This window comes from Streptomyces sp. NPDC001880, from assembly GCF_053594575.1.
In genome coordinates this window covers 1-21,327 of the sequence record NZ_JBSFET010000094.1, presented here as the reverse complement: position 1 = coordinate 21,327, position 21,327 = coordinate 1, and the positions used below count along the sequence as shown (strand labels likewise).

19 protein-coding genes and 1 pseudogene are annotated in these 21,327 nt (G+C 68.8%); 10 read left to right on the top strand and 10 right to left on the bottom strand.

What is annotated here, in order from left to right; genetic code table 11:
* Both ACWCQ6_RS30605 and ACWCQ6_RS30600 read right to left on the bottom strand, forming a co-directional pair.
* A partial coding sequence (locus ACWCQ6_RS30605) for a DUF2637 domain-containing protein (protein WP_451094715.1) occupies positions 1-188 on the bottom strand: 188 nt, incomplete at its 3' end.
* A gap of 297 nt (positions 189-485) precedes the next feature.
* Positions 486-1,163 carry an ATP-dependent DNA ligase gene (locus ACWCQ6_RS30600; protein WP_451094713.1) on the bottom strand — a complete coding sequence of 226 codons (678 nt, stop codon included), beginning with the start codon at positions 1,161-1,163 and terminating at the stop codon, positions 486-488.
* Between the two features lie 203 nt (positions 1,164-1,366).
* On the opposite strand from ACWCQ6_RS30600, the gene ACWCQ6_RS30595 reads away from it, so the two are divergent.
* The 5 genes from ACWCQ6_RS30595 to ACWCQ6_RS30575 all read left to right on the top strand — a co-directional run bounded on the left by ACWCQ6_RS30595 (position 1,367) and on the right by ACWCQ6_RS30575 (position 7,804).
* The gene (locus tag ACWCQ6_RS30595; protein ID WP_451094711.1) at positions 1,367-2,719 is read left to right on the top strand and encodes a tyrosine-type recombinase/integrase; all 1,353 of its coding nucleotides are present in this window, start codon (positions 1,367-1,369) and stop codon (positions 2,717-2,719) included.
* Positions 2,716-4,548, top strand: a complete 1,833-nt coding sequence (locus ACWCQ6_RS30590; protein WP_451094709.1) for a hypothetical protein — start codon at positions 2,716-2,718, stop codon at positions 4,546-4,548. Before ACWCQ6_RS30595 ends, ACWCQ6_RS30590 begins: the two co-directional genes overlap by 4 nt.
* 86 nt (positions 4,549-4,634) lie before the next feature.
* The gene (locus ACWCQ6_RS30585; RefSeq protein ID WP_451094707.1) at positions 4,635-6,737 is read left to right on the top strand and encodes a hypothetical protein; all 2,103 of its coding nucleotides are present in this window, start codon (positions 4,635-4,637) and stop codon (positions 6,735-6,737) included.
* Complete coding sequence (locus tag ACWCQ6_RS30580; protein WP_451094705.1) at positions 6,730-7,209, top strand: hypothetical protein; 480 nt, start codon at positions 6,730-6,732, stop codon at positions 7,207-7,209. The genes ACWCQ6_RS30585 and ACWCQ6_RS30580 overlap by 8 nt, the downstream gene beginning before the upstream one ends.
* Before the next feature lie 109 nt (positions 7,210-7,318).
* Positions 7,319-7,804 carry a hypothetical protein gene (locus ACWCQ6_RS30575; RefSeq protein WP_451094703.1) on the top strand — a complete coding sequence of 162 codons (486 nt, stop codon included), beginning with the start codon at positions 7,319-7,321 and terminating at the stop codon, positions 7,802-7,804.
* A 54-nt stretch (positions 7,805-7,858) separates the two neighbouring features.
* Here ACWCQ6_RS30575 and ACWCQ6_RS30570 read toward each other — a convergent pair whose 3' ends face one another.
* The 3 genes from ACWCQ6_RS30570 to ACWCQ6_RS30560 form a co-directional block, all read right to left on the bottom strand.
* Positions 7,859-8,788, bottom strand: a complete 930-nt coding sequence (locus ACWCQ6_RS30570) for an ADP-ribosylglycohydrolase family protein (RefSeq protein WP_451094701.1) — start codon at positions 8,786-8,788, stop codon at positions 7,859-7,861.
* A gap of 139 nt (positions 8,789-8,927) precedes the next feature.
* Positions 8,928-9,158, bottom strand: a complete 231-nt coding sequence (locus ACWCQ6_RS30565) for a hypothetical protein (RefSeq protein ID WP_451094699.1) — start codon at positions 9,156-9,158, stop codon at positions 8,928-8,930.
* Between the two features lie 56 nt (positions 9,159-9,214).
* The gene (locus tag ACWCQ6_RS30560; RefSeq protein WP_451094697.1) at positions 9,215-9,550 is read right to left on the bottom strand and encodes a DUF6233 domain-containing protein; all 336 of its coding nucleotides are present in this window, start codon (positions 9,548-9,550) and stop codon (positions 9,215-9,217) included.
* A gap of 149 nt (positions 9,551-9,699) precedes the next feature.
* On the opposite strand from ACWCQ6_RS30560, the gene ACWCQ6_RS30555 reads away from it, so the two are divergent.
* Complete coding sequence (locus tag ACWCQ6_RS30555) at positions 9,700-10,155, top strand: RNA polymerase sigma factor (RefSeq protein ID WP_451094695.1); 456 nt, start codon at positions 9,700-9,702, stop codon at positions 10,153-10,155.
* A gap of 629 nt (positions 10,156-10,784) precedes the next feature.
* Positions 10,785-11,024 carry a hypothetical protein gene (locus ACWCQ6_RS30550; RefSeq protein WP_451094693.1) on the top strand — a complete coding sequence of 80 codons (240 nt, stop codon included), beginning with the start codon at positions 10,785-10,787 and terminating at the stop codon, positions 11,022-11,024.
* Positions 11,025-11,199: 175 nt separating this feature from the next.
* Here the strand turns inward: ACWCQ6_RS30550 and ACWCQ6_RS30545 are convergent.
* Positions 11,200-11,322: pseudogene (locus ACWCQ6_RS30545) on the bottom strand (transcriptional regulator); the annotation flags it as partial.
* A gap of 22 nt (positions 11,323-11,344) precedes the next feature.
* Between ACWCQ6_RS30545 and ACWCQ6_RS30540 the strand changes: the two are divergent.
* The gene (locus ACWCQ6_RS30540; protein WP_451094691.1) at positions 11,345-12,670 is read left to right on the top strand and encodes a pentapeptide repeat-containing protein; all 1,326 of its coding nucleotides are present in this window, start codon (positions 11,345-11,347) and stop codon (positions 12,668-12,670) included.
* A gap of 1,237 nt (positions 12,671-13,907) precedes the next feature.
* On the opposite strand, the gene ACWCQ6_RS30535 is transcribed toward ACWCQ6_RS30540, so the two are convergent.
* Complete coding sequence (locus ACWCQ6_RS30535) at positions 13,908-14,651, bottom strand: hypothetical protein (protein WP_451094689.1); 744 nt, start codon at positions 14,649-14,651, stop codon at positions 13,908-13,910.
* Positions 14,652-14,851: 200 nt separating this feature from the next.
* Here ACWCQ6_RS30535 and ACWCQ6_RS30530 point away from each other — a divergent pair, with 200 nt between their 5' ends.
* A complete protein-coding gene (locus ACWCQ6_RS30530; RefSeq protein WP_451094687.1) occupies positions 14,852-15,094 on the top strand; it encodes a hypothetical protein in 243 nt (80 codons plus the stop codon).
* A 450-nt stretch (positions 15,095-15,544) separates the two neighbouring features.
* Positions 15,545-17,335, top strand: coding sequence for a GH25 family lysozyme (locus ACWCQ6_RS30525; protein WP_451094685.1), 1,791 nt, complete (start codon positions 15,545-15,547; stop codon positions 17,333-17,335).
* Between the two features lie 315 nt (positions 17,336-17,650).
* Here ACWCQ6_RS30525 and ACWCQ6_RS30520 read toward each other — a convergent pair whose 3' ends face one another.
* The 3 genes from ACWCQ6_RS30520 to ACWCQ6_RS30510 form a co-directional block, all read right to left on the bottom strand.
* Positions 17,651-18,607, bottom strand: coding sequence for a hypothetical protein (locus ACWCQ6_RS30520; RefSeq protein WP_451094683.1), 957 nt, complete (start codon positions 18,605-18,607; stop codon positions 17,651-17,653).
* 544 nt (positions 18,608-19,151) lie between these two features.
* On the bottom strand, positions 19,152-19,523 hold the full coding sequence (locus ACWCQ6_RS30515; protein WP_451094681.1) for a hypothetical protein: 372 nt from the start codon (positions 19,521-19,523) through the stop codon (positions 19,152-19,154).
* Positions 19,524-20,186: 663 nt separating this feature from the next.
* Complete coding sequence (locus tag ACWCQ6_RS30510; protein ID WP_451094679.1) at positions 20,187-21,269, bottom strand: hypothetical protein; 1,083 nt, start codon at positions 21,267-21,269, stop codon at positions 20,187-20,189.
* Between the last annotated feature and the right edge of the window lie 58 nt (positions 21,270-21,327).

Below are 21,327 nucleotides of genomic sequence, written 5' to 3'. Positions count from 1 at the left end.
CCGATCGGGAAGACCAGCGAGAAGTCCCCGAAGCCCTTCTGGAGGGCGAGCTCGCGCACCGCCGCGTACGATCCCGCGAATCCGATCGCGGCGATCAGTACCGCACCGGCGACCACGAGACCGATGAGTACACGGTGGGTGCGTGTCAGCTTCGGGCTCGATCCCGTCCCCTCGGCCGCGTCAGCCACATCTCCTTACTCACCTACTCACCTGAATGTTCCTTCACCCTCCCATGCGCACCAGCCCCATCACCCGCGTACGGCGCGTCATACGGAACACCGTGCACCAACCGTGACCACGCCACGCAGCTCGTAACAGCGGCGGATGGGACACAGCCTGCCTGGGGCGATGCGCGCCTTCCACGAGACCGGTCTAGACCCCCGCCGCAACCACGCCCCTGCACCTCCACTCGCCAACCGGGCCAGCATCCTCGGACAACGGTTGCCTTGGCGTCGTCCCCTGACCAGCAGTCAGGCACGGCACCCTCACCGCATCCGGGTCACGGTGAGGGTGCCGTGCCTGCCGGACGCGGCCAGCACCTCCACGGCCAGGTCCGTCTCCACCTGTGTGTACGGCTCGCCCTCCGCCCGCCGCTCCCCCACCACCGCCGCGCCGCTCAAGGCCTCACCGACACGAACCGCGAGAACGGGCTCCAGGCGCGCGGAAACCCTGGCCGGCCCGCCCTCGTCCCCCACCGCCAGGACCAGATGATGCGGTCTGAGCCGGGGGCCGGTGAACCCCAGCACCAGGGCGTCGACCGTGTCCGCGTGCCGGACTTTCAACCACCGGCGCTGTCCTGACGGCGGGTAGCCCGCCCCGCCGCGTTTGCAGACGATCCCTTCGATGCCCTGCTCGCGCAGGGCGTCGTACCAGAGCATGGCGACGTCCCGGTCGTCGGTCGCCGGCACGGCCTGGATCGGCGGCCCGACATCGGCGAGGAGTTCCAGGAGGAGGGCGCGGCGCTCGGTGTACGGCAGGTGTCGGCAGTCGTCGATCTGCGGGTCCGGGTGCTGCAGAAGGTCCCAGCAGATGTAGGAGGCCGGGTACCGGGCTGCCAGGGCGCGGGCCCGGGTCGTGGATGACGCGGCCCGTGACTGCGCCGCGGCGAAGTCGAGCCGGCCGTCCCGCCAGATCACGGCCTCGCCGTTTATGTGAGCTACCACATGTGTCTCATCAACAGCCTCTGGTCCGTCGGCAGATCACCAGCGTGAGTGGTTCCTGAGCGGAGATAGGGCGCCTGTGCTTCGGCTTCGGGATGGTGGACGGGTTCGACGTCAACGAGCGGGATGGGGGCGGTGCCGTGATCGCGGATCTGTGCACGACGAGCCGGGCTCGTTCGGAGAGCTGCCTGGGTCCTGCTGGCGCGGTGGCTGTGCTGGACCGTGTAGGTGTCCGCGAGGGGCAGCCGTTCATTTTGGCAGGGGACGGGTCGTATGACCTGCAACTAAACCGCTTTTTGCGGGAGTTGCCGAGTTGGGGTGTGCGTGCCGAGAACAGTGTTCTGGGATACGCCCGGGACGTGATGCTCTTCGTCCGGTTCCTGGAGATCTCGCGACATGGCAAGCCGATCTGGGCGTGCGACGGCGACGATCTGCGGGCTTACAAGCGAGTGCGATTGTGGTGTGACGGGCCGGGTGCTGTGTCGGTGGGGACGTGGAACCGGTCGGTGGCGGCGTTGGACAAGTGGGTGGCGTGGTCACTGGATGCCGGATTGCTGAAGCGGGCGCCGTTCCGGTACGTCGACAAGACGGTGATGACGCCTGCCGGCCCCCGTCGTGTCCACGTGAACGCGGAGATGGAGCAAGATCCGGAGGACGAGCCGTTGCGGTTCGTCTCCTTCGAGGACTACCTGTTGTTTCGGGACGTGGGACTGCGCGGGGAACTGCCGGAAGGCGGCGCTGATCCAGCGTGGCGAGGGCGGCACGGCGAGCGTAACGCCCTGTTCGCCGACGGTCTTGTGCACAGCGGGATGCGGCTGGGTGAGGCGTCATGTCTGCTGGTGCCTGAGGTGCCACCGCCGGGCAAGCTGGGGGAGTTCAGGGTGGCGGGCGCGGTGGCGAAACGGCGCAAGGGGCGCCGGGTGTTCCTTCCGCCGCGCAAGGTGCGCCAGTTCCACCACTTCATAGCTGTCGAGCGGGATGCGATCGTGGCCCGCTGTATGGCGCAGGGCCGCTTCCTATCCCCGTCTGCGGACTGGACGGTGATCCGCACGGGCCGGTATGCGCTGGTGCTGGACGGCGGCGCCCGGAGCTGGCCGTACGGGCGTATCGGTCCGGCGGAGCGACGACGTCTGGTGAGGCGCACTGGGGAACCGCTCTGGTTGTGGCTGGCCGATGACGGGCGGCCGCTGGCGCCAGCCGCGTGGCAGGCGGTGTTCCGGCGGGCGAACGCGCGGTGCGCTTCGTTCGGGATCGATATCGAGGTGCACCCGCACACCCTGCGTCACACCTATGCCGTGTACATGCTGGGGCTGTTGCTGCGCCAGACGGTCCGGGCTCTGGGCCGTCGGCTGGACGGGCCGCTCGCCCACGCGGAGCTGCGGCGGCTTCTGATCGGTAATCCGATGCGGACCCTGCAGTTGCTCCTCGGACATGCCCGCGAGGCCACCGTCTACGTGTATCTCGACGTGCTGGATGAGGCGCAGGAGATCGTGCTGGCCGCGTTGGCCGAGTGGGACGCGCAGAGCGTGGCGCTGGAGCGGGCCGGGGAGGCATCGTGAGTCGGCGGGTGCGGTTCCCCTCGCCGGAGGAGATGCCGCTGGAGCCGGAGGTGGTCCCGGCGGTGGGTCCGGTGGTGTTCACCGCGAGGTTCTCGGGCGGGGTCGAGCGGTGTTACGACTTTTCTGCGTTGGCGTGCCCTCGGCTGGTGCGGCACCTGGCTCGGGCTCTGGCGGGACTGGCCGGAGTGGAGAGCCGCCAGAAGTACGTGGGTACGACGGACAGCTACGCGTCCACGCTGACCGAGTTCGTCACCTACCTGGCCAAGACCGGGGACACGCACAGCGAGTTGGATCTGGAGGATCTGCGCCCGGAGTTTCTGGATTCCTTCGAGACGAGCCTGGTCGCCCGGTACGGGGATTCCAGCACAACGCCGTACCTGCGGATGCAGCAGCTGGTGAAGTTGCTGCGGCTCGTCCAGGAGGAACACCCGGACAGGCTTGGCACGGCGATGCAGGCCCGGCTGGGTTTCACCACGGTCCAGGTCGGTCAAGGCCGCGGCCGGCCGCTGGACGCCTACCCGGATGCGCTGTTCGAGGCGATTCAGGCTGCGGCCCTGGCCGACGTGCGGGCAGCCCGTGACCGGATGCTGGCCGGTGAGCGGCTGGCCGCGGTCGGACAGGACCCGGCCGACGGGGGCTGGCACGGCTGGACCCAGGAGAACGCGGCGTGGTACATCGCCCACCGCGGACCGCTGACGGGAGCACTGCGCGCGGAGCACGGCGCCATGGACAAGATCACGGATCTGGGCGGGATCGGCAGACTCAACAGCCACTTCTTCCTCACGGCGTACGACGTGCTGGCGTTCGTGGTGCTGCTGATGTGCCAGACCGGCCTGGAGCCGGAAGCCGCGTGCCGGCTGTCGGCCGACTGCCTGATCAACCCGGCCCGCGGGTATGTGAGTATCGCCTACGTCAAGAACCGGGCCCACGGCCAGTCCCGCAAAACCCTGCGGGTGACCGACGGCGGCGCCGTGCACCAGCCAGGCGGGCTGATCCGCCTTGCGGTGCGGCTGACGGCGCACGGCCGCCGCCTGACCGGAACGGATCTGCTGTGGACACACGCGCTGCGCGACGGGCGGGTGATTGCCACCTTCGGTCGTCACCGGGCCACCACCCTCGCCACGGTCAAGCAGGCGTTCGTTGAACGCCACCAGCTCACCTCGCTGTTCGAGGCATCCGGCGAGGACGCGGTCTTGAACCTGCGGCGGCTGCGCAAGAGCTACAAATCGCGCCGCTACCGGCAGACCGGCGGATTGCTGGAGGACTTCGCCGAGGGCCACAGTCCCCGGGTCGCGGCCAAGCACTACGCCGACATCGACGCGCACCGTCCGCTGCATGAGGAGGCTGTCGAGAAGGGCCTGCGCGAGGCGTTGGACGCCGCGCTGGAAGCGCCTGTCGTTCTCGACGACCAGGGCCGCAGGCTGGACACCTCGGCGGCCGAAGTGCCTCCCGATGAGGTTACGGTGGCCTTGTCCGGGGACAGCGACGTGTGGTTGGCGTCCTGCCGTGACTTTTATGCCTCACCGTTCGCCCGCCGCCCGGGCTCCGGCTGCCCTGTGGCGGTGTGGGGCTGTCTGGAGTGCCCGAACGCGGTGTTTACCATCCGGCACCTGCCCGCGATTCTCAACTTCGCCGGATTCCTGAGCACCCAGCGCGAGGAGATGACGGTGCTGGAGTGGAACGCCCGCTATGCACTGGCGTGGGAGCGGATCACCACCGGCATCCTGCCGCAGTTCACCGGCGAACAGCAGGCCACCGCCCGGCTCATCGCGGAAAGCCACGACGCGGCCCTGCACCTGCCGGGCCAGATCCTTCAGGGACTGACATGACTCCCACGACCCCCTCTTCCGCCTCCGTCGAGCAGCCCGGTCCGGATCGGCCGGCAGGACCTGCGCCGGTCCCGAGTGACGCGCCTGTGCTGCCCGACCATGTGCTGGCCGCCGCGGGTCATCCAGGGCCGGGGCCCCGCTTCGCCGACCCTGTCTGGGACATGGGCCCGTTCCTGCCGCGCAGCACCAGCGAGCGCACGATCGTGTTCCCATCGGTTGCCGACCCGATCACTGCCCTGGTGCTGCGGGAATATCTCTACTCCCGTCTGCGGCACGGCAATTCCTCCCTGGTCCGGCGAGGCCCAATGAAACTCACCGGTATCTTCGGGGCCTTCCAGAAGGCCCGGACCGTCATCGCCACCTTTCAGGCGGTCGGTGCCCGCCGCCTGAGTGACGTGACGCCGGATCACCTGCATGCCGCGTTGGAGCGGTGGCAGACCGTCTCGGCGGAGGAGGCGGCACTGCGGGTGACCGCCGTGAAGCACCTGTTCGCTCATGGGCCGTTCCTGACCGCTGACCGGCTGCTGGTTAACCCGTGGCCCGGCCGCTCCGGACACGCGGTGGCCGGAGTGATCCGCGACGTGGAGAACACCACCGAGCGCATCCCCGAGGAGATCATCGCACCGCTCGTGAAAGGCGCCGTCTTCTATGTCACCACCGCTGGCCCCGACATCCTGGCCGCGCAGCGCGAACTCGCCGAACTGACCGCCGCTCACCAGACACCGCGGCCCTTCCGCGGCAACGGCTCAGCCCGGGCCCGGATCGATGCGTTTGTTGCCGAGCTGCGGGCCACCGGTCGCGGCATTCCCGCCCTGCCCCGCCGCCAGGCCCCCCGCCGCCCGAGTATCCCCGTGATCGACGGAGTTCCGCAGGCGCCCAACACCGCGCTCGTCGCCCGCATGACCGGAGTGTCCGTCTCCGCCGAGGTCCGCCGGTACCTCACCGAGGCAGCCGCCGAGCTCGGCTACCAGGCCGGCGGCCTGCGGGCCGCGCTGTCGATCTGGCCCGGCAGCGGACGCCCCTGGCGGCCGGGCCTTGGCCCGATGGAACTGGCCACCGAACTGGTCCAGCTGCGCACAGCCTGCTGGATCGTGATCGCTTACCTCTCCGGAATAAGGGACGCCGAAGTCCGGGAGCTCGCCCCCGACTGCGCGTTCACCGAGAACGGTCCGGACGGCCGTGTCCGCCACAAGCTGCGCGGCAGGGTCCTCAAGGGCCGCAAGCTCACCGGTGAGGAGGCCGAATGGGTCGTGCTCGACATCGTCCACCAGGCCGTCGCGCTGCTCACGGCCGTCAACGATGACCCAACCCACCTGTTCGGCCACAAGGGCATGACCAGCAACAGCCTCGTCCTGTTCGGCTCGGTCAACAAGCGCCTGAACGACTTCCGTGACCACCTCAACGAGCTGTTCAGTACCTCGGACGCCCCCTACGTGCCGCTTCACACGGCAGTACCGGCGCCGGATAACGACACGCCCGCTCACGATGAACCGGAGGGTGAGGAAGGGGAGGAGGAACCCGTGCCGTGGCGGCTGAGCACCCGGCAGTTCCGCCGCACTCTCGCCTGGCACATCGCCCACCAGCCGTTCGGCGTAGTCGCGGGCGCCCGGCAGTACCAGCACGCCGAACTCGCTCTGTTCGAAGGCTACGCGGGTACCTCCGCCTCCGGCTTTGCCGCCGAGGTCGCCGCCGAACGCGCCATCGCCCAGCTGGACTACGTCGAGGACCTCTACCGCGACTGGAACGACGGCCATCGCACCAGCGGAGGCGCCGCCGGCCGCGTGAACGCCGAGTTCGCCCGGATCCGCCGGGAGCTGGGCGATCTGCCGGGCATCGTCGCCAGCACCGCCCGGCTGCGCACCATGCTCCAGCACCTGACGAAGACCCTGCACCCCGGCATCCTCAACGACTGCTTCTACCAGCCCTCCTCCGCCCTCTGCGCGAAGCGGGCCCAGCACACGGGCCAGCCCCTGCCGCTACTGACCATGTGCCTGACCTGCCCTAATGCCCGCCGCTCCAGCATCCACCTGCCCCGCCTGACCACCGCCCGCGCCCAGGCCCAGCGCCCGCTCGACGCCCCGACCGGACTGTCCCGCCTCCAGACCGCCGCGCTGATCACTCACATCGCCGAACTCGACCACGTCATCGGAGAACTCCGCGCCGCACCGGAATCCTCGACGCATGGATGAGTCCGCCGCGCTTCGGCTGCGGCACGCCCTGGAACACGCCGGCGTGCCCATCCGACTGGGTACGGACCAGGCCGTCCTCCACGCCTTCGAGCGAATCGTCACCGGAACCCCCGAACACACCAGCGGCGCCCTGACCGTCTCCACGCTGTGCACGGAAGCGGGTATCTCGCGCGCCACCTACTACCGCTCACCCCTGGCGAAGGTCATCACCGGACTGCTCCGGACACCGGACGCGCCCCGACCACAGACCGACACCCTGACCGCGGACATCGCACGTCTTAAGAAGGCGGACCGCACGCTGCGCTCCCAACACGCTGCCGAGCAGAGGGAGGCACGCGCCACCATCGCCGCCTACGCCAACCACATCCAGGCGCTCAGCCTGCGGAACGCCGAACTCGAAGCGGAGAACGACACCCTGCGCGAAGCTCTCCGCCAGGGCGGCACCGTCGCCTCCCTCCCTGTGACGCGTTGAATGCTGCCGCCGGAATGACTGCCGTGCCTCTACTCCTGCGGTGGCTTCTATGCCCTTGATCAGCGGAATCAGGGCTGCTTTCAGCCCGGGCGCCGGGCAGTATGACGGTGTGGCTGATCTGCTGTGGGACGACGTGAAGTGTTTCTTCGATCCGGACCTGATGGGATCGCTACCGGACGTGAGTGTCCCTGATGCCTCTGGGCACAACTGGCAGGACGTGCTGGATCTCGTCGTGGAGAGGGGCTGGAAGTGCCAGTACTCCGAAGGAGAGAGGGTGCTTCCCCTGCCTCGGGCGGAGGCTGCGCTGTCTCGACCGGCGGATGCTGAGTGCCCGAACCTGCGTGTCTGGCTGAGAGCTGAAGTGCTGGCGATCTTCCACTTCTACTCAGACGAGGAGATCGATTTCGACGTTGACCTGCGCGAGTTGCAGGGGCAGGAGCGACTTGATGTGTTCTGCGGCTTCCTGCGGGAGATCGGGCGGCGGTTGGGCAAGCCGGTGCTGATGCATCCGGAGGGTGCCCATGGTCATCCAGTGCTCGGATTCGATGTCGAAACCGATCGAGTCGTCCTCCTTGCGGAGCCACTGGTCAGGTGACTGCTGCTGAGGGCTGGAGTTCGTGGAGAGTGCCGTCGCGGAGCAGCACGCGGTTCAGCCTCCGAGGCGGTGTGCAAGGTGGAGCAGATCTGCTAGGTGCAGTACCCGTCCGTCGAAGCCGGGGAGGGGGACATGGAGTGGCTGGGTCCAGCGGGCGGGGATTGCGTCCAGCCCGTAGTACGCCCCCGCGAGGCCTCCGGTGACCGCGGCGACGGTGTCCGTGTCGCCGCCGAGGTCGATTGCCGCGCGTATCGCGTCTTCGAAGCTGGTGGTGGTGCGCAGGGCCCAGACGGCGGAGCCCAGGCAGGGCCAGACGGCACCGTTGAACTCGGTTGCCTGATCGGGGTGCCAGTCGGGCGAGAGGACGGTGGCGTAGCGGCTGCGGTGGTCGGGGTGGACATGAGTCAGGATGTCCGGGAGCGCGGTGAGGGGGTCGGTGTCCTCGAACGTGACGCGGATGAGTTCGTGGAAGATCGCGGTTCCTTCCCAGGCCGCGCGGTCACCGTGGGTGAGAGCAGCGATGCGGCGCGCGGCGTCCATGGTGGCTTCTTGGCCGGCGGCCGCGAAGTGGACTGCGGAGGTCGATGCCCGCATCAAGGAGCCGTTTCCGGCTGCTCGTTGGTTGACCTGGAAATGGATCGCGGCGGCGAGGTCCCAGGGCATGCCGTTGGTCAGGACGTCTTCGGTCTGCAGGCCGATGTCCTTGGGGTCTGATGCTGCCCACCGCTGGAAGCGGGCGAAGATGTCCGGAAGATCCAGTCCGCCCTGCTCCAGCAGCGACTCCGCGACCAGGACGGCCATCTGCGTGTCGTCAGTGGCCTCGCCGGGGTCCCAGCCACCGCCTCCGCACATCTCGCCACCGGCACCAGGCGCGGGAAACCGCGCGGAGAACGCTCCCTGGGGACCGAACTCGAAGGGGCCGCCCAGGGCGTCACCCACCGCTGAGCCGACGACCGCGCCAGCGGCCCGCTGAATCCGCTTCATTCGCGCAGGTTATCTGTGCCGCGCTGACGGCCGCACGGCCCTGTTCCTTCTTCGGCTCCCTGAACCATCGGCGGCCAACGCCTCTCGTCTACAGAGGTGCGCCACCTGAGACACCTTGGGGCTGAGACACCCGCACAGGTCACATAACGCCGTCCAGGACCGTGCCGGGGCGCAGTTCCATGGCGGCGACGGCCAGGTCCATCCAGTGCTGGGTGACGATTCTGCCGGACCGGGCGTAGAGCACGACGGTCTCGTCTGTGCGGCGCAGCACTGTTCTGTGGCCGTCGAGCTTGGGCTCGTACCACCAGCCCGGCCCCTGGGGCAGGACCGGGACGGCCTGGGCCAGTGCCACCTTGGTCGGGAACTCCACGGAACCGATCCTGCGAGCCCGGCTCCCCCGAGGCGCGTCGGGCGGTCCGTACGGCCCTACCCGTCAACCAGGCCCGTCTCGGGCTTGCAGATCTGGCACGCCTCGATGTCAGGCTCCGCCAAGGCGATCATTGCTTCCTCGCGGGTGAGGAATCCACCCTCGACCGGATACAGGGCACAGTCCCCGCGATGCACCAGCGCCGCCGACGACGACCGCTGCGGCTGGATCTTCCACCGCAGCGCGGCGTGCGCCTGCTCCCGACGCCGCCGCTCCTGCTGCTCCTTGATCTCCAGTTCCCGGATCCGGCCCCGGACCTGACGCAGCTGCCACTCCAGCCAGTCGGCCAGGGCCCGGTTCTTGTCCAGGTCGGATATCCCGCCGGGGCCGGACACGGCTACGCCTCGTCCTCGGCCGGCTCGTGGGCGGAACCCTGAGGAGCAGCTGCCCCCGACCTCGCGGTCGCAGTGGGGATACGTCAAGGCCAACGAGCCCTCGTTCCGTCGTCACGTTCTCGTGAACGTGGGGGAGGTGCACGAGGGCGATGTCTCCGACAAGACATTCCAGGGCTTGCACACCCGGCTCAAGAGGGGGCCTGTGGAGGGGGATCAAGGACTATGCGTGGAAGTCCTTCAGCAACGCGCTGCGGACGTTCCACATCGCCCTGGCCAAGCAGCGCAAGCGTGAGTTGCTCATCGGCGATGACTCCTGGGTGCTGGAGGAAGCGCCGATGCCTGTAGCGGGGTATCCGGTGGAGTTCGACCGGGACTCCATCGCGGCCTCCGTGGAGGAACGGCTGGAGATGGAGCACTACCGCAAGACGCTCGCGGCGGAACTGCACCCGGCCGAGCTGATCGCCCTCCTGCTCGTCAAGTTCGACGGCTACACCTCGCGGCAGGCGGCCGAGCTGCTGGGCATCACGGATGGAGCCGTACGCAACGCCGTGCACCGAGCAAAGGTGAAGGTGAAGCCGCTGCGGGGGCGGCTTGGCCTGGCCTGACGTCCAAGCATCCTTTCCTGCGGGTGTGCGGCACGCGGCAGTGCCGCGGTCCGCGCACACCGCAGGTGGGCTGTTTGCCGACCACGGGTGGGCTGCTTGCCGGCACTCACCCCGCATCTGAGAAAAGAACTGACTCAAGATTCAGAGAAGCACGCACGCACAGAAATGCACGAACTAGACGTGGACATGTGGCGGGGCTCCGAGCAGCAGCTCGGGAAGAGGGAGAAGTAATGATCAATAAGGATTGCAGGTTGGCGACTCGGACCATCGCCGCACTGCTTCACTACAAGATTGCGCGGTCCTGGGACTCGTTCCTCATTGCCCTACTCTCGGTCAAAGGGTTGCTCCCTCCCCGAACCCGTTCGGCTAATCAGATCCGTGGAGCACGGCTGGGCATGATCGCGGTATTGGCCACCGTCGCTGGTTCTCGTCTCACTGACCGGACAGGGCAGGAAGCGCCGAGGCCGTAACCCGTCGACTCCCCTGTAGGGCCGGACACTCAGGAGCAAACGCCTGAGGGTCCGGCCCTACTGGTGTCTGTGCAGGGACGCACGGGTGTCTTCGCACCGTCTGCTCGACCGGCTCCACACCACGAGCAGCGGGAACTGCAACACCTAGGAAACAGCTCCATGGCAAATATCTCCCAGCCTGGCCACCAGGGCGAGAACCTTCCAGTGACCACCACGTCCCTCGACATCCTCATCGACGCAGAGAAGCGCAGGCTTCTCGCACAGCGCGGGCGAGTGAAGCAGCTGCGTCGCGTCCGCCGCCGCACCGAGCGAGCCGAAGCCGCCCGGCTGTGTCGTACCTACACCCGCGCCGGACTCTTCTGGAGCGGCACCGCCGCCGCGCCGCTGACCCCGGCCTGACGCGGTTGAGGGCGGTCCCGCTTGCTGGGACCGCCCTCAGCCGTTTCCGCTGCGCGCGACGGACAGCCGAACCACTGGAATCGCTACACGCCATCCTGGGCCCACAAACGCGAGTCACCCCGGGCAAGGGGACTCGGGACGGCTGACGGACGCTCAAATCGGCGTGCAGGGCGGTCTACGCGGCGAAGCCGATGTTGGTGACGTACTCGTACTGCCCCCACTGGGATCCAAGGTCGACGATGACGTCCTCCCAGGCGTCGTCCAGGCCCTGGTGGTCGCCGGCCGCCCAGGCGTCGATGCCGGGCCGTATCTTCAGCGTCATGACACCCAATCGAAGGCCTCGATCCGCCCCGAATGATAGGGAGTTGAGGCTGTGGAAGGTCGGCCGGGCGCTGACCCTCGCCTTCGCTGCCGCGGTCCTCGTCGCGAGCGGCGTCTTCTACGGGCTGTACAGGATGCTCGACGTCCAGGGGATCGGTACCACCGCCAAGCTCGATGCCAAGACGCTCTTCGACTTGGTGAAACTCTCCTTCGGAGTCGTCGCCGGGGCCGGCGCGCTCGTCGCCTTGGTCGTCGCCTACCGCCGCCAGCGCGTCGATGAGGCCGGCGCCCACCGTGAAGCCACCCGGCTCCACACCGAGCGCTTCTCCCAGGCCGTCGACAAACTCGGATCCGACTCACCCGCAGTCCGGCTCGGCGGGGTCCACGCCCTGGCCGGCCTTGCCGATGACGCCCCCACACAGGACCTGCGCCAGACCTGCATCGACGTCCTATGCGCCTACCTCCAGCTCCCCTTCACCCCCGACCCCGGCGACGACCCCACCCACCAAGAGGAACGGCACGGCTACCTGGCCTTTCGTAAGGTCCGGCACACCATCCTGCGCCTCATAGGCGACCACTACCGACGCCCCCAGGGAACCCACCGATCCTGGCAGGGCTGCGACCTCGACCTCACCGGCGTCACCATCGACGGCGACATGGACTTCGGCGGCGCGAGGTTCTCCGGCGGCAAGGTGTCCTTCGCCGGGGCGAGGTTCTCCGGCCGCATGGTGACCTTCAACGAAGCGGTGTTCTCTGGCGGCGAGGTGTCCTTCGCCGGAACGGTGTTCTCCGGCGGCGAGGTGTCCTTCGACAACGCGGAGTTCTCCAGCGGCGAGGTGTCCTTCGCCGAAGCGGTGTTCTCCGGCGGCACGGTGTCCTTCGCCGGGGCGAGGTTCTCCGGCGGCACGGTGTCCTTCGCCGGGGCGAGGTTCTCCGGCGGCACGGTGTCCTTCGGCGGCACGGTGTTCTTCGCCGCGGCGGTGTTCTCCGGCGGCACGGTGTTCTTCGCCGGGGCGGTGTTCTCCGGCGGCACGGTGTCCTTCGCCGGGGCGGTGTTCTCCGGCGGCACGGTGTCCTTCGACAGCGCGGAGTTCTCCGGCGGCACGGTGTCCTTCGGGGCGAGGTTCTCCGGCGGCGAGGTGTCCTTCGACAACGCGGAGTTCTCCAGCGGCACGGTGTCCTTCGGCGGCACGGTGTTCTCCGGCGGCGAGGTGTCCTTCGACAGCTCAACGGGTCAGGCTCCTCAGGGGCTTCTTGCTGCCGTCGGCACAGCCGCTCCTGCAGGGGTGGTCCTTCCTCCCTCCTGGTTGCCCTCTGTTCCATAGCGCCACGGGGGCGGAAACGGTCGTTTACGCCCCCCGCGCTTTCCGGACCCGTTCAATCTGAACCTGGACACCAGCGGCCTGTCGCCCGCCTGAGTACGGCGCGGGCTCAATGCCTGGATCAGGTGCTCGTTGGTGGCCGCGCCGCGCCATCGGGCCGCCTGGCGGTCCGGGGCCGGCGGAACAGTTGCCGGTCGCCGCGCGCGGCCCCGCCGGCGCGCGACGAGGAAGTGGTGCCGCCCGATCCCCCGAGGTGCTCCCCGCCGGCCCTGCCCTTCCCGCCTTTTCCGGGGGCAAGAGGCGGCAGGGATGCTCAGAGGGGGATGTCAGGGCCCCGCTCACGGCAGTGGGGCATGGTGGCCTGCGGGAACACCGGGCGTGCGCGCGCTGGGACAGGCCACAGCCGAGCACGGCCGCGGCGGCCGGACCGGTGTCTTGCACTTGGGACGGATCGGTGCCAGCAGCGACGGCGTAGTGGTCGCGTCGCACCCCTCGTGGTGGGCCCGTCAGCGTACCGGGTCCGGCCGCGCCGTCATTACTCCTTCGCCCAGTGCTGGGTCGTCCTCGACGGCTTGCAGTGCGTCAGGACCAGCATGTCGGCGACCACGTCGAGACACTGGCTGTTCTCCAGGAGCACGAGGGTGCTGCTGGTGCCCGTGCGCCAGCTGGCTGGCCGCGCCGCCGCAGTCGGCCATGTACATCTGTCCGAAGTAGACAGCCAGGCACTGGCTGACGGACTCGTTGTACAGCATGTACGAACCGCCCGAACCGGCCTTTCTGGTCCAGTTGGCCTCTGGGATGTCCTCGCAGGTGTCGAACATGACGCGGCCTCTCACGGCCAGGCACTTGCCGTAGCCGACGTTCTTGAGCCGGAAGTAGCCGCTGGGCGCGGGGGGTTTCGGCGAGGTCGCGCCGGACGCCCCACCGGAAACGTTGCTTCCGCCGGAGCCGCCCGCGTCACCCGCCCCGCCCGTGGTCTTCCCGCCAGACGCGTTCCCGCCCGTGGTCTTCCCACCAGACGCGTTCCCGCCCGTGGCATTCCCGCCGGATGAGTTGCCGCCGTTCGCGGGTTCACCCCCGGCTGCGGGGGGCGTTGCGGAGGGGCCAGCCGAAGGGGTGTCGCTGGGGGGACGGCTTGTGCCGGCGGCGCCCTTGGCGTCGTCGTGATTCCCGCGCAGCTGGGTGCCGGCGTAGACGGCGAGGGAGACGGCGAGGGAGACGACCAGGACCCCGGCCGCGATCAGGGCGAGTACGAGTCCCCGCCGTCTGGTGCCACGGCCGGGGGCGGCGGGAGCGGCGGAGCGGGTTCGTGGGGGTGGTGCGTATGCGAACCGCGCTGGTCAGCGCCGGGTTGCCATTTCTCCAGTTGCTGGTCGCTCTCGTACGCCGTGAGGTCGGCTCGGATCTGGTCCCGCTGGGTGAGGGACGCTTTCCTCTTTGCGGCCCGGTCCTGGTTCTGGCTGTTCAGTGAGTCGATCTGCTGCTGTAGAGCGGTCCGGCGCTGGCGTTCGCCGTCCCGGTCCTCGCGCAGCGTCTGCAGTTCCTCGGTGAGCGCGGCGATCTGCTCCAGCGCCGCGTTCGTCGCACCGTTCAGCTCGCGGATCAAGAGGGTGTTCTGGTAGTCGGCGAGCATCTGGCGGTGGACGTTGTGCGGGTTCGCCCGCGCGCAGTACAGCTTGAGCAGCTCGCCGTACTGGTGCAGGAACACCGCTGCGGCCTCGTCCTGGAGATTCGCGCGTTCCTGTGCTTCCTTGATCAGCACCTCGACGAACCGCAGGGGTGGGATGTTGGGCCCTTCACGCTTCGGGGTCTGCCAGGTGGCGACCTTCCCCTTCCCGAAGCCGTGCATGTCCGCCAGCACGTTCGTCGATAGGCCGGTCTTCTCGACGAGGCCGTGAACCATCTTCTTGAAGCTGCTGAGCGCCTCCCACAGCCTCTCCTCCTCGTCCTCGCCGCCGAAAACGTCTAACTGCTGGTCAGCCACTGGTTCTCACATCCGAAGAAATTCCTGCAGGGGACAGCATTCTGCCGCGCGTGCGTACCAGGATCCTCCTGGTCTCTAGTACTCGCCGTGACCACATCCCGCTGGTCGCCTCCGCACCGTGTGCGGGGACAAGAGGGGGACGTCTCTCCTGGTGTTCGGCCGACTCCAGGAGGGCGGACCAGACTGTGAAAGGTCCTCACATGTACGGCCACGACCCACTGCTCATCACCCTGCTCCTGGTTCTCGCTGGCCTGGGCATCGGCTGTGTCCAGCACCGCTGGCCCGCCATCGGGGAAGCGATCGATGTCGCCACCAAGGTCCTCATCACGCTCATCGGCCTGCTCATCTTCGCCAGCGGCGGCACAACCGAACAGAGCACGCCCACCAGCCCCGTACCCGCGCCATCCATGTCGGCGACCTCAGCAGCCCAGGACCGGAGATAGTCGGCAGTCCGCAGCGGTTCTTACCGGCGCTCCGAGTTCTGCGAATCAGTCACCGCCCAAGCTTGGAGCTCGCCGCAGCATGGCTGCCCCTGCGGGTCGGCCGGGGGGTACGGGACTGCTCGCCCGATCCGGCCAGCTGGGCCGCCCGTCCGGCCCCGAGGCTGGACGGGCGGCCTGCGTTCACTGCCGCCGCATCTGCTGAGTAATGCCGTCCGCGGCGGCAGCGCTGTACCGCTGCATGTGCTCGGTGGTCGCCGTGTTCCAGAGCCGTTTCTTTTCGCAGGTCAGGGGCCTTGTGGAACGGCCGGGACGGCTTGGTACGGCTGGAATGGCGATCAGGCTACCGGTGGGACGGCGGTACCCCGAATCTTCATCTCGTCGACGCCGCACAGGGCGCCGTGTGAATCGCCTGCCGGGTGTGTGCCGGTGGGTCTGACGAGGGGTGAAGACGTGGGCATCATCAGTAAGAAGAGGGGGCTTCAGGCGGGTGCCATGGTGGCGGTGGCGGCCGCTGGGTTCGGTCTGATCAGTTTCTCCGGCGGCGAGCAGGCGCAGGCGTTGAGTCCGGCCGCGTACAGCGTGAAGGGGTTCGACACGAGCCATCACAACTCCCACCCGGTCCAGTGGTCGGGGGCCGTGAGGGCGGGGTATTCGTTCGTGTTCCAGAAGGCGACGCAGGGCACCGGTTACCGCGATCCGATGTTCGCGGGTGACTTCGCGGGGGCGTCGCGGGCCGGGCTGATGGCCGCGCCGTATCACTTCTACGACTCCGGGTCCGGTGCCGCGCAGGCCGACCACTTCATCCGTACGGTCCGGGCCGCCGGGTATGACGGGAAGCGGCCCGGGCAGTTGCCGCCGGTGGTCGATCTGGAGAAGATCCGTGGCCGGTGCCCGGCCGGGGTGAACAACGCCCAGGTCGCCGCGTTCCTGGCCAAGACCCGGCAGGCGTTCGGGGTGAACCCGATCGTCTACACGTCGAAGGACTTCGCCGACACCTGCCTGCGCGGCAACACCAGCGCCCTCGCCAACAGCCCACTGTGGCAGCCCCGCTACGAGAGCGGGACGCGTGAGCCCGCTCCGGTCGGCGGCAGGTACTGGTCGATCTGGCAGTACACCGAGAACGGCTCGGTACCCGGCCTGCAAGGCAGGGCCGACATCAACGTCTACAAAGGCACACTGACCCAGCTCCGCCGACTCGCCCACCTGGCTCCTGGCCAGACGCCCACCGGCCCCGGCACCGGGAGGCGAATTCCAGGGGCCGGGGCCGGTGCCGGTGCTGGGGCTGGTGCCGGGGCTGGTGCCGGGGCTGGTGCCGGGGCTGGTGCCGGGGCTGGTGCCGGGGCTGGTGCCGGGGCTGGTGCTGGTGCCGGGACTGGGGCGTCTGCTCCGTCCACGGCCGTCTGGCCGCTGCTCAAGAACGGCTCGCGTGGCGTGAACGTCACCACCGCCCAGCACCTGCTGGCCGCGGCCGGACAGTCCGTCACCGCCGACGGGATCTTCGGCCCGAACACCCGGAACGCGACCATGGCGTTCCAGCGGTCCCACGGCCTGACCGCTGACGGGATCATCGGCCCGAACACCTGGAACAAGCTGACCCGGACCGTGCGTACCGGTTCCAGTGGGCCGGCGGTCAAGGCCGCCCAGGCGCAGCTGGTCGGGTATGGGAACCGCATCGCGGTCGACGGTGTATTCGGCCCGGCCACCCGGAACGCGGCTGTCGCGTTCCAGCGGTCCCACGGCCTGACCGCGGACGGGATCGTCGGTCCGAAGACGTGGAACAAGCTGATCAACGGCGCGAAGTCCGCCCCGACGCAGCCGGCTCCGCCCCAGCCCGCTCCGGCGAGCGGCAGGCTGACCGAGCGCCAGGCGCTCGCGCAGCTCGCCGCGGCCGGGATCAAGGCCCCGGTCGGCCGGACCTCCCTCGAAGGTGTCCGTGCCCGTACCATCCAGGGCGTCATCGCTCTGAAGAAGGCCAGCGGCTGCACGATCACCATCACCGGCGGGACCGAGTCCGGTCACAGCACCCGGGGCACCCGCTCCCACGCCAACGGTTACAAGCTTGACCTGCGTACCCGTGACGAGGGCCGCTGCGTGACCAACTGGATCAAGACCACCCAGCGCAAGGGCGCCCCCCGAGGCAACGACGCCCGCTGGCACGGCACCCTCAACGGCATCACCGCCGAATACGTCTACGAAATCCCCCGCAGCGGCGGCATCCACTGGGACATCACCTTCATCTGATCCCGCCCTCCAACCCGACCGGCACCCGCGCCACCGACGCCCGGTGGGCGGCACTCCTGCGAGTGCCGCCCACCGGGCGTTTCGGATGGTGCCCGCCCGGGTGCCGCCCGGGCTGGGAGGCCCGGGGCGACTGACAGGCGCTCAGAACGCGAGGTGGCACGCCCGCGCCGCGCCATTGGGTTCCTGCAAGGACCTTGTCACCGATCCTGCTGGCTTATTCCGTACCCAGCAGGTCTGACGGGCGAGGCGACCGCCCTTTAGCTGGGGCACGTAGTTGCAGATGGTGTTCCCTGGCCGAGAGAAGTGACAGCGGGCTCAGCGGGCGGCCTTCTTTTGCAGGACCCATACGTAGTGCCACTTGCCGTGTGCGCGTTTGGGTTTGATGTCGGCAAATGCCTGAATGGTCGGCCACAGGCCGGTTGCGCCGGCCGCGATCGTCGCGCTGGTGGCGAGCGCGCCTTGGAGGGCTTCGGGGCGCACCGCGGCGAGGACTGCGCTCGTCGAACCCAGCACGGCACCCGACCGGATCAGGGCCCGAGATCGGGCCGCCTTGTTGATCTCAGCGGTAGCGGCGCTCAACTCGTCACGGATGGTGAGCGCGATTCGTTCCAGGGCGACCTGGGAGTCGACCGCTTCCAGCGCGTCGTCGAGTTCGAGGAGCCGTGAGCGCATGAAGTCGCGGTACTGGGTGTAGGAGTCGAACTCCTCGCTGGTGACCTGCGCGAAGTCGCTGAGAGTGAGCCCGTCGATGAAGGGCAGATCGATCTCCAGGATCGGCCGGACTACCCGGCTGGCCAACGGCTTGGCCCTCGACAGATCCACGGCACGGCCGTGTTCCACCACGAAGTCGATCGACCGGTCACTGAACGAAGGGAGCGGACCGGGCTGCACACGGGTGCTCTTGCGCCCATCATCCTTTCCCTCGCTCCCTTTCGCGAAGACGGGCCCATACCAGACCAGACCGCTACGCAGCAGAGGTTCGGCGTCCAGGAGCCAGCGACCCAACTCGACAAGATCCTTAGTCACCATCCCGTACAACTGTCTGTAAGTCGCCTCGTAGGGCATCTCTCCCGGCGGGAAACCGTACGAGATATCCCGCGAGCGCTGCCCGAGTTCGTGCACCGCTCCGACACCGTGGTCGGACAACAGCATCGTGTCCGCGACCAGGACAACCCGCTTGGTGACGTGCGTGAAGCTCCCCGTCTCCGAAGAGAGTCCGACGTAGTACGGGGCGGCCGAGGCAGCCTTCCGGCTAAGAAGAGTCTCGTACATGGGATAAAGCGTGCGACCGTACCTAAGGGCGACATCCCGGAAAGACGCCCTCTCCTGCTCAGTGAGCGAGTCGTAGAACTCATTCATTCGGGCCGCCACATCACGGTTCTGCCATGCCCGATGGTTCTGCCATGCTCGCCATCCACGTCGGAACATCCCCACAGCATGATGGGCAGCCGAAACCCCTGTCCAGCAGGTGCCCCAGCGACATAGTCGCCTGTCAAGCCCAAGATCCGCTTCTCCCGCAGAGGTGAGCGGGTGCGGGCGACCACGCTCAGCCACCTGCAAGTCAGGTCAACTCATGGCCGAATCAAGGCGCTTGGGTGCCACGCGCCCCTCCCCCGCCGCTGCCCAGCGTCCAGCAGGACGTCACCGCGCCAGAGACCGGTGGTAACTGGTCTCTCTCGATCCGCCGCAACTGGTTGTGCCGTGACGGGAGGTGCGGCCTACATTGCTCCTGGTGGGCGGCACCACGGACGGGGCGCCGCCCACAGGCGTTTCGCGGGTACGGCACCACGCGTGCCGCACCATCGCCGAGGGGGTGTCAGGCGGGATGGTGGGGCTGTTCCTCGGCGGCGGCGCGGCCACCGGTCCCGAGGGTCCGCCGCGGGGACGGGGGCGCCGCCGGGCGCGTGCCGAGTACGCCCCGGGCTCGCAGTTCGTCGAGGTTGGACAGGCGCTCTCCGGGGAGAGTGTCGAGCAGGTCGGCCTGGGCGGCGCGGATGCTGTGCGCGGGAGCCTGAGGGCCTACGCCAAGGGCACGGCGGACGGTCACACCGGCCATCGTACGGGCAACGCCTCGCCGATCTTCCCGGTTGCCGAGCCGGTCGGCAAGCCGGGGCTGATGGCCGCGTTCGCCGGCCTGGACGACGATGACATCAGCGACGGGGAAGTGGATCAGCGTCGGCTCAGCCACCCGTCCAGAGACCGGCCTTCTACCGGGCGGCCACCCCTGCGAGCGCCCACCCCGAACGGCCCGCCGCGCCCCGCAGGGCCGGCCACGAGCGCCCGGCGTAACCGACGGACCATCACACACCGTAATCGGCGGCGCGGCTACGTTCCACCCCTCACCGCTCAATTCCTCGCTCGCCGGAGCCTCCCTGATCGAAGTGGAAAATCCGGCGGCCGGCCCAGCCACCGCACGGGCCGCAACGCCACCGCAGGCGTGGAAGATTCCATCCCGGCCGCGCCCGCCGCGGCAGGAACGTTCCCGTTTTCCATCCAGCCGCAGCCGCGTGGAACGACCAGTGCCCCGCTGCTCGCCGGGGCCCGCCGGTGGCGCCTCCCGCATTCTTCGACGAGCGGCCACAGCAACGCGGGAGACCCGAGGGTGTGACCCAGGCACTGACCCATGCTGGAAAATCGCAGGTCACAGCGTTCCGCCCCTGAGCCAGTACCGGATCTCACCTCACCGTTCCCCGACCGCGCGCCCACTGACTCAGTGCCGAAGATCAGCCATGCTGGGCACGCACGCAAGGCCGGGGCAGTACAAGGGGGGTGGGGGTGGAATCCCTGGAATTCCGCCCCCACCCTGTGCAGCGTGCCGGGCAGCTCGCCCGCATTCCACAGCGGTGGAACGTCACATGCCGGCGGCACGCTTGATCTGCCCGAGGTACTTGCGCACCGTGCCCTCCCGGTAACCGCAGCGCTCCGCCAGGACCGGAGCAAGGGCCTTCGCCGAAAGCTCCCACTCCTGCAAAGACAACTGCCTGTAGTGGAATTCCACCCGTGCCGGGCCCGTCAGATGAGAACCGTCCGCTGGCTCGACCTCGCTCTCGCGCATGTCCGGGACCGACTCCCCAGCATCGAGATCGTCCTCACCACGGGCTTGAGGGACTCGCACCTGAACGACACTGCGGCCGCCGCCCTCACCACCGGACGCGTGCACGGCGTGCCGTTCCGCCGCCGGCAGATCACCGTCGGGGCTGCTCGGGAGGCGCTCCTCTTCGTTGCCCTCCCGGCCCTCATGGTCGGGGGTCGTCTCGGCGGTCTCGTCCGCTGCCGCCGGTACCGAGTCGGCCTCAGGGTCGCTCTGTCCCCGCTCCTGGAACAGAGCGACATAGTCCCTCAGTTCGTCCGCGGTGACGGGCTGCCCGGTGGCCCCCATGATGCCGTCACGCTGGTACACGTACTCGGCAAGGGCCGCGGCGTCGGGGCGCGAGCCCCGTTCCGCCGCGTACGTGAGCCAGGCGTTGTAGAAGTAGTCGGCCCACGTCTCTTCGTCGGCTGCGCCCTGGGAAGCGGCGTCGGAGCCGGGCCTGTCTTCCCGCGCGGGCGCTGCGTGCTGTTTCAGTACGCGCAGCAGGGGTTCCAGTTGCGTGTCGGAGAGCGGGTCTCCGGCTGCGGTGGCGATGCCGTACCGGTTCTGGAGCCAGAGAGCGAACTGCTCGCTCGTCGGCTCGGAGTTATAGGCGGCGAGCCAGGCCCGGTAGGCGTCCGCGAGTCGGCCGCCGGCCCTGGCATTGTCCGGTGCCGGTCCGGGCTGCCGTACAGGGGCCGCTGAAGACACCCGGCTCGTCGGTTGCGGGTCACCGGCGCGCAGCTGTGCGAGTTCCGTCTCCTGCGCGACAGGGGGCTCAAGTGCGGGGCTCTGCCTCTGCTGCGGAACCTGGACAGGGGCCTGCGCGGCCGGGGCGGGGGCGGCGGGGGGCAGCAGGGTCACAACCTCCGTGAGTTCAACGCCCAGGTGCCTTCGATCGTTCAATGGGACGACCACGAGG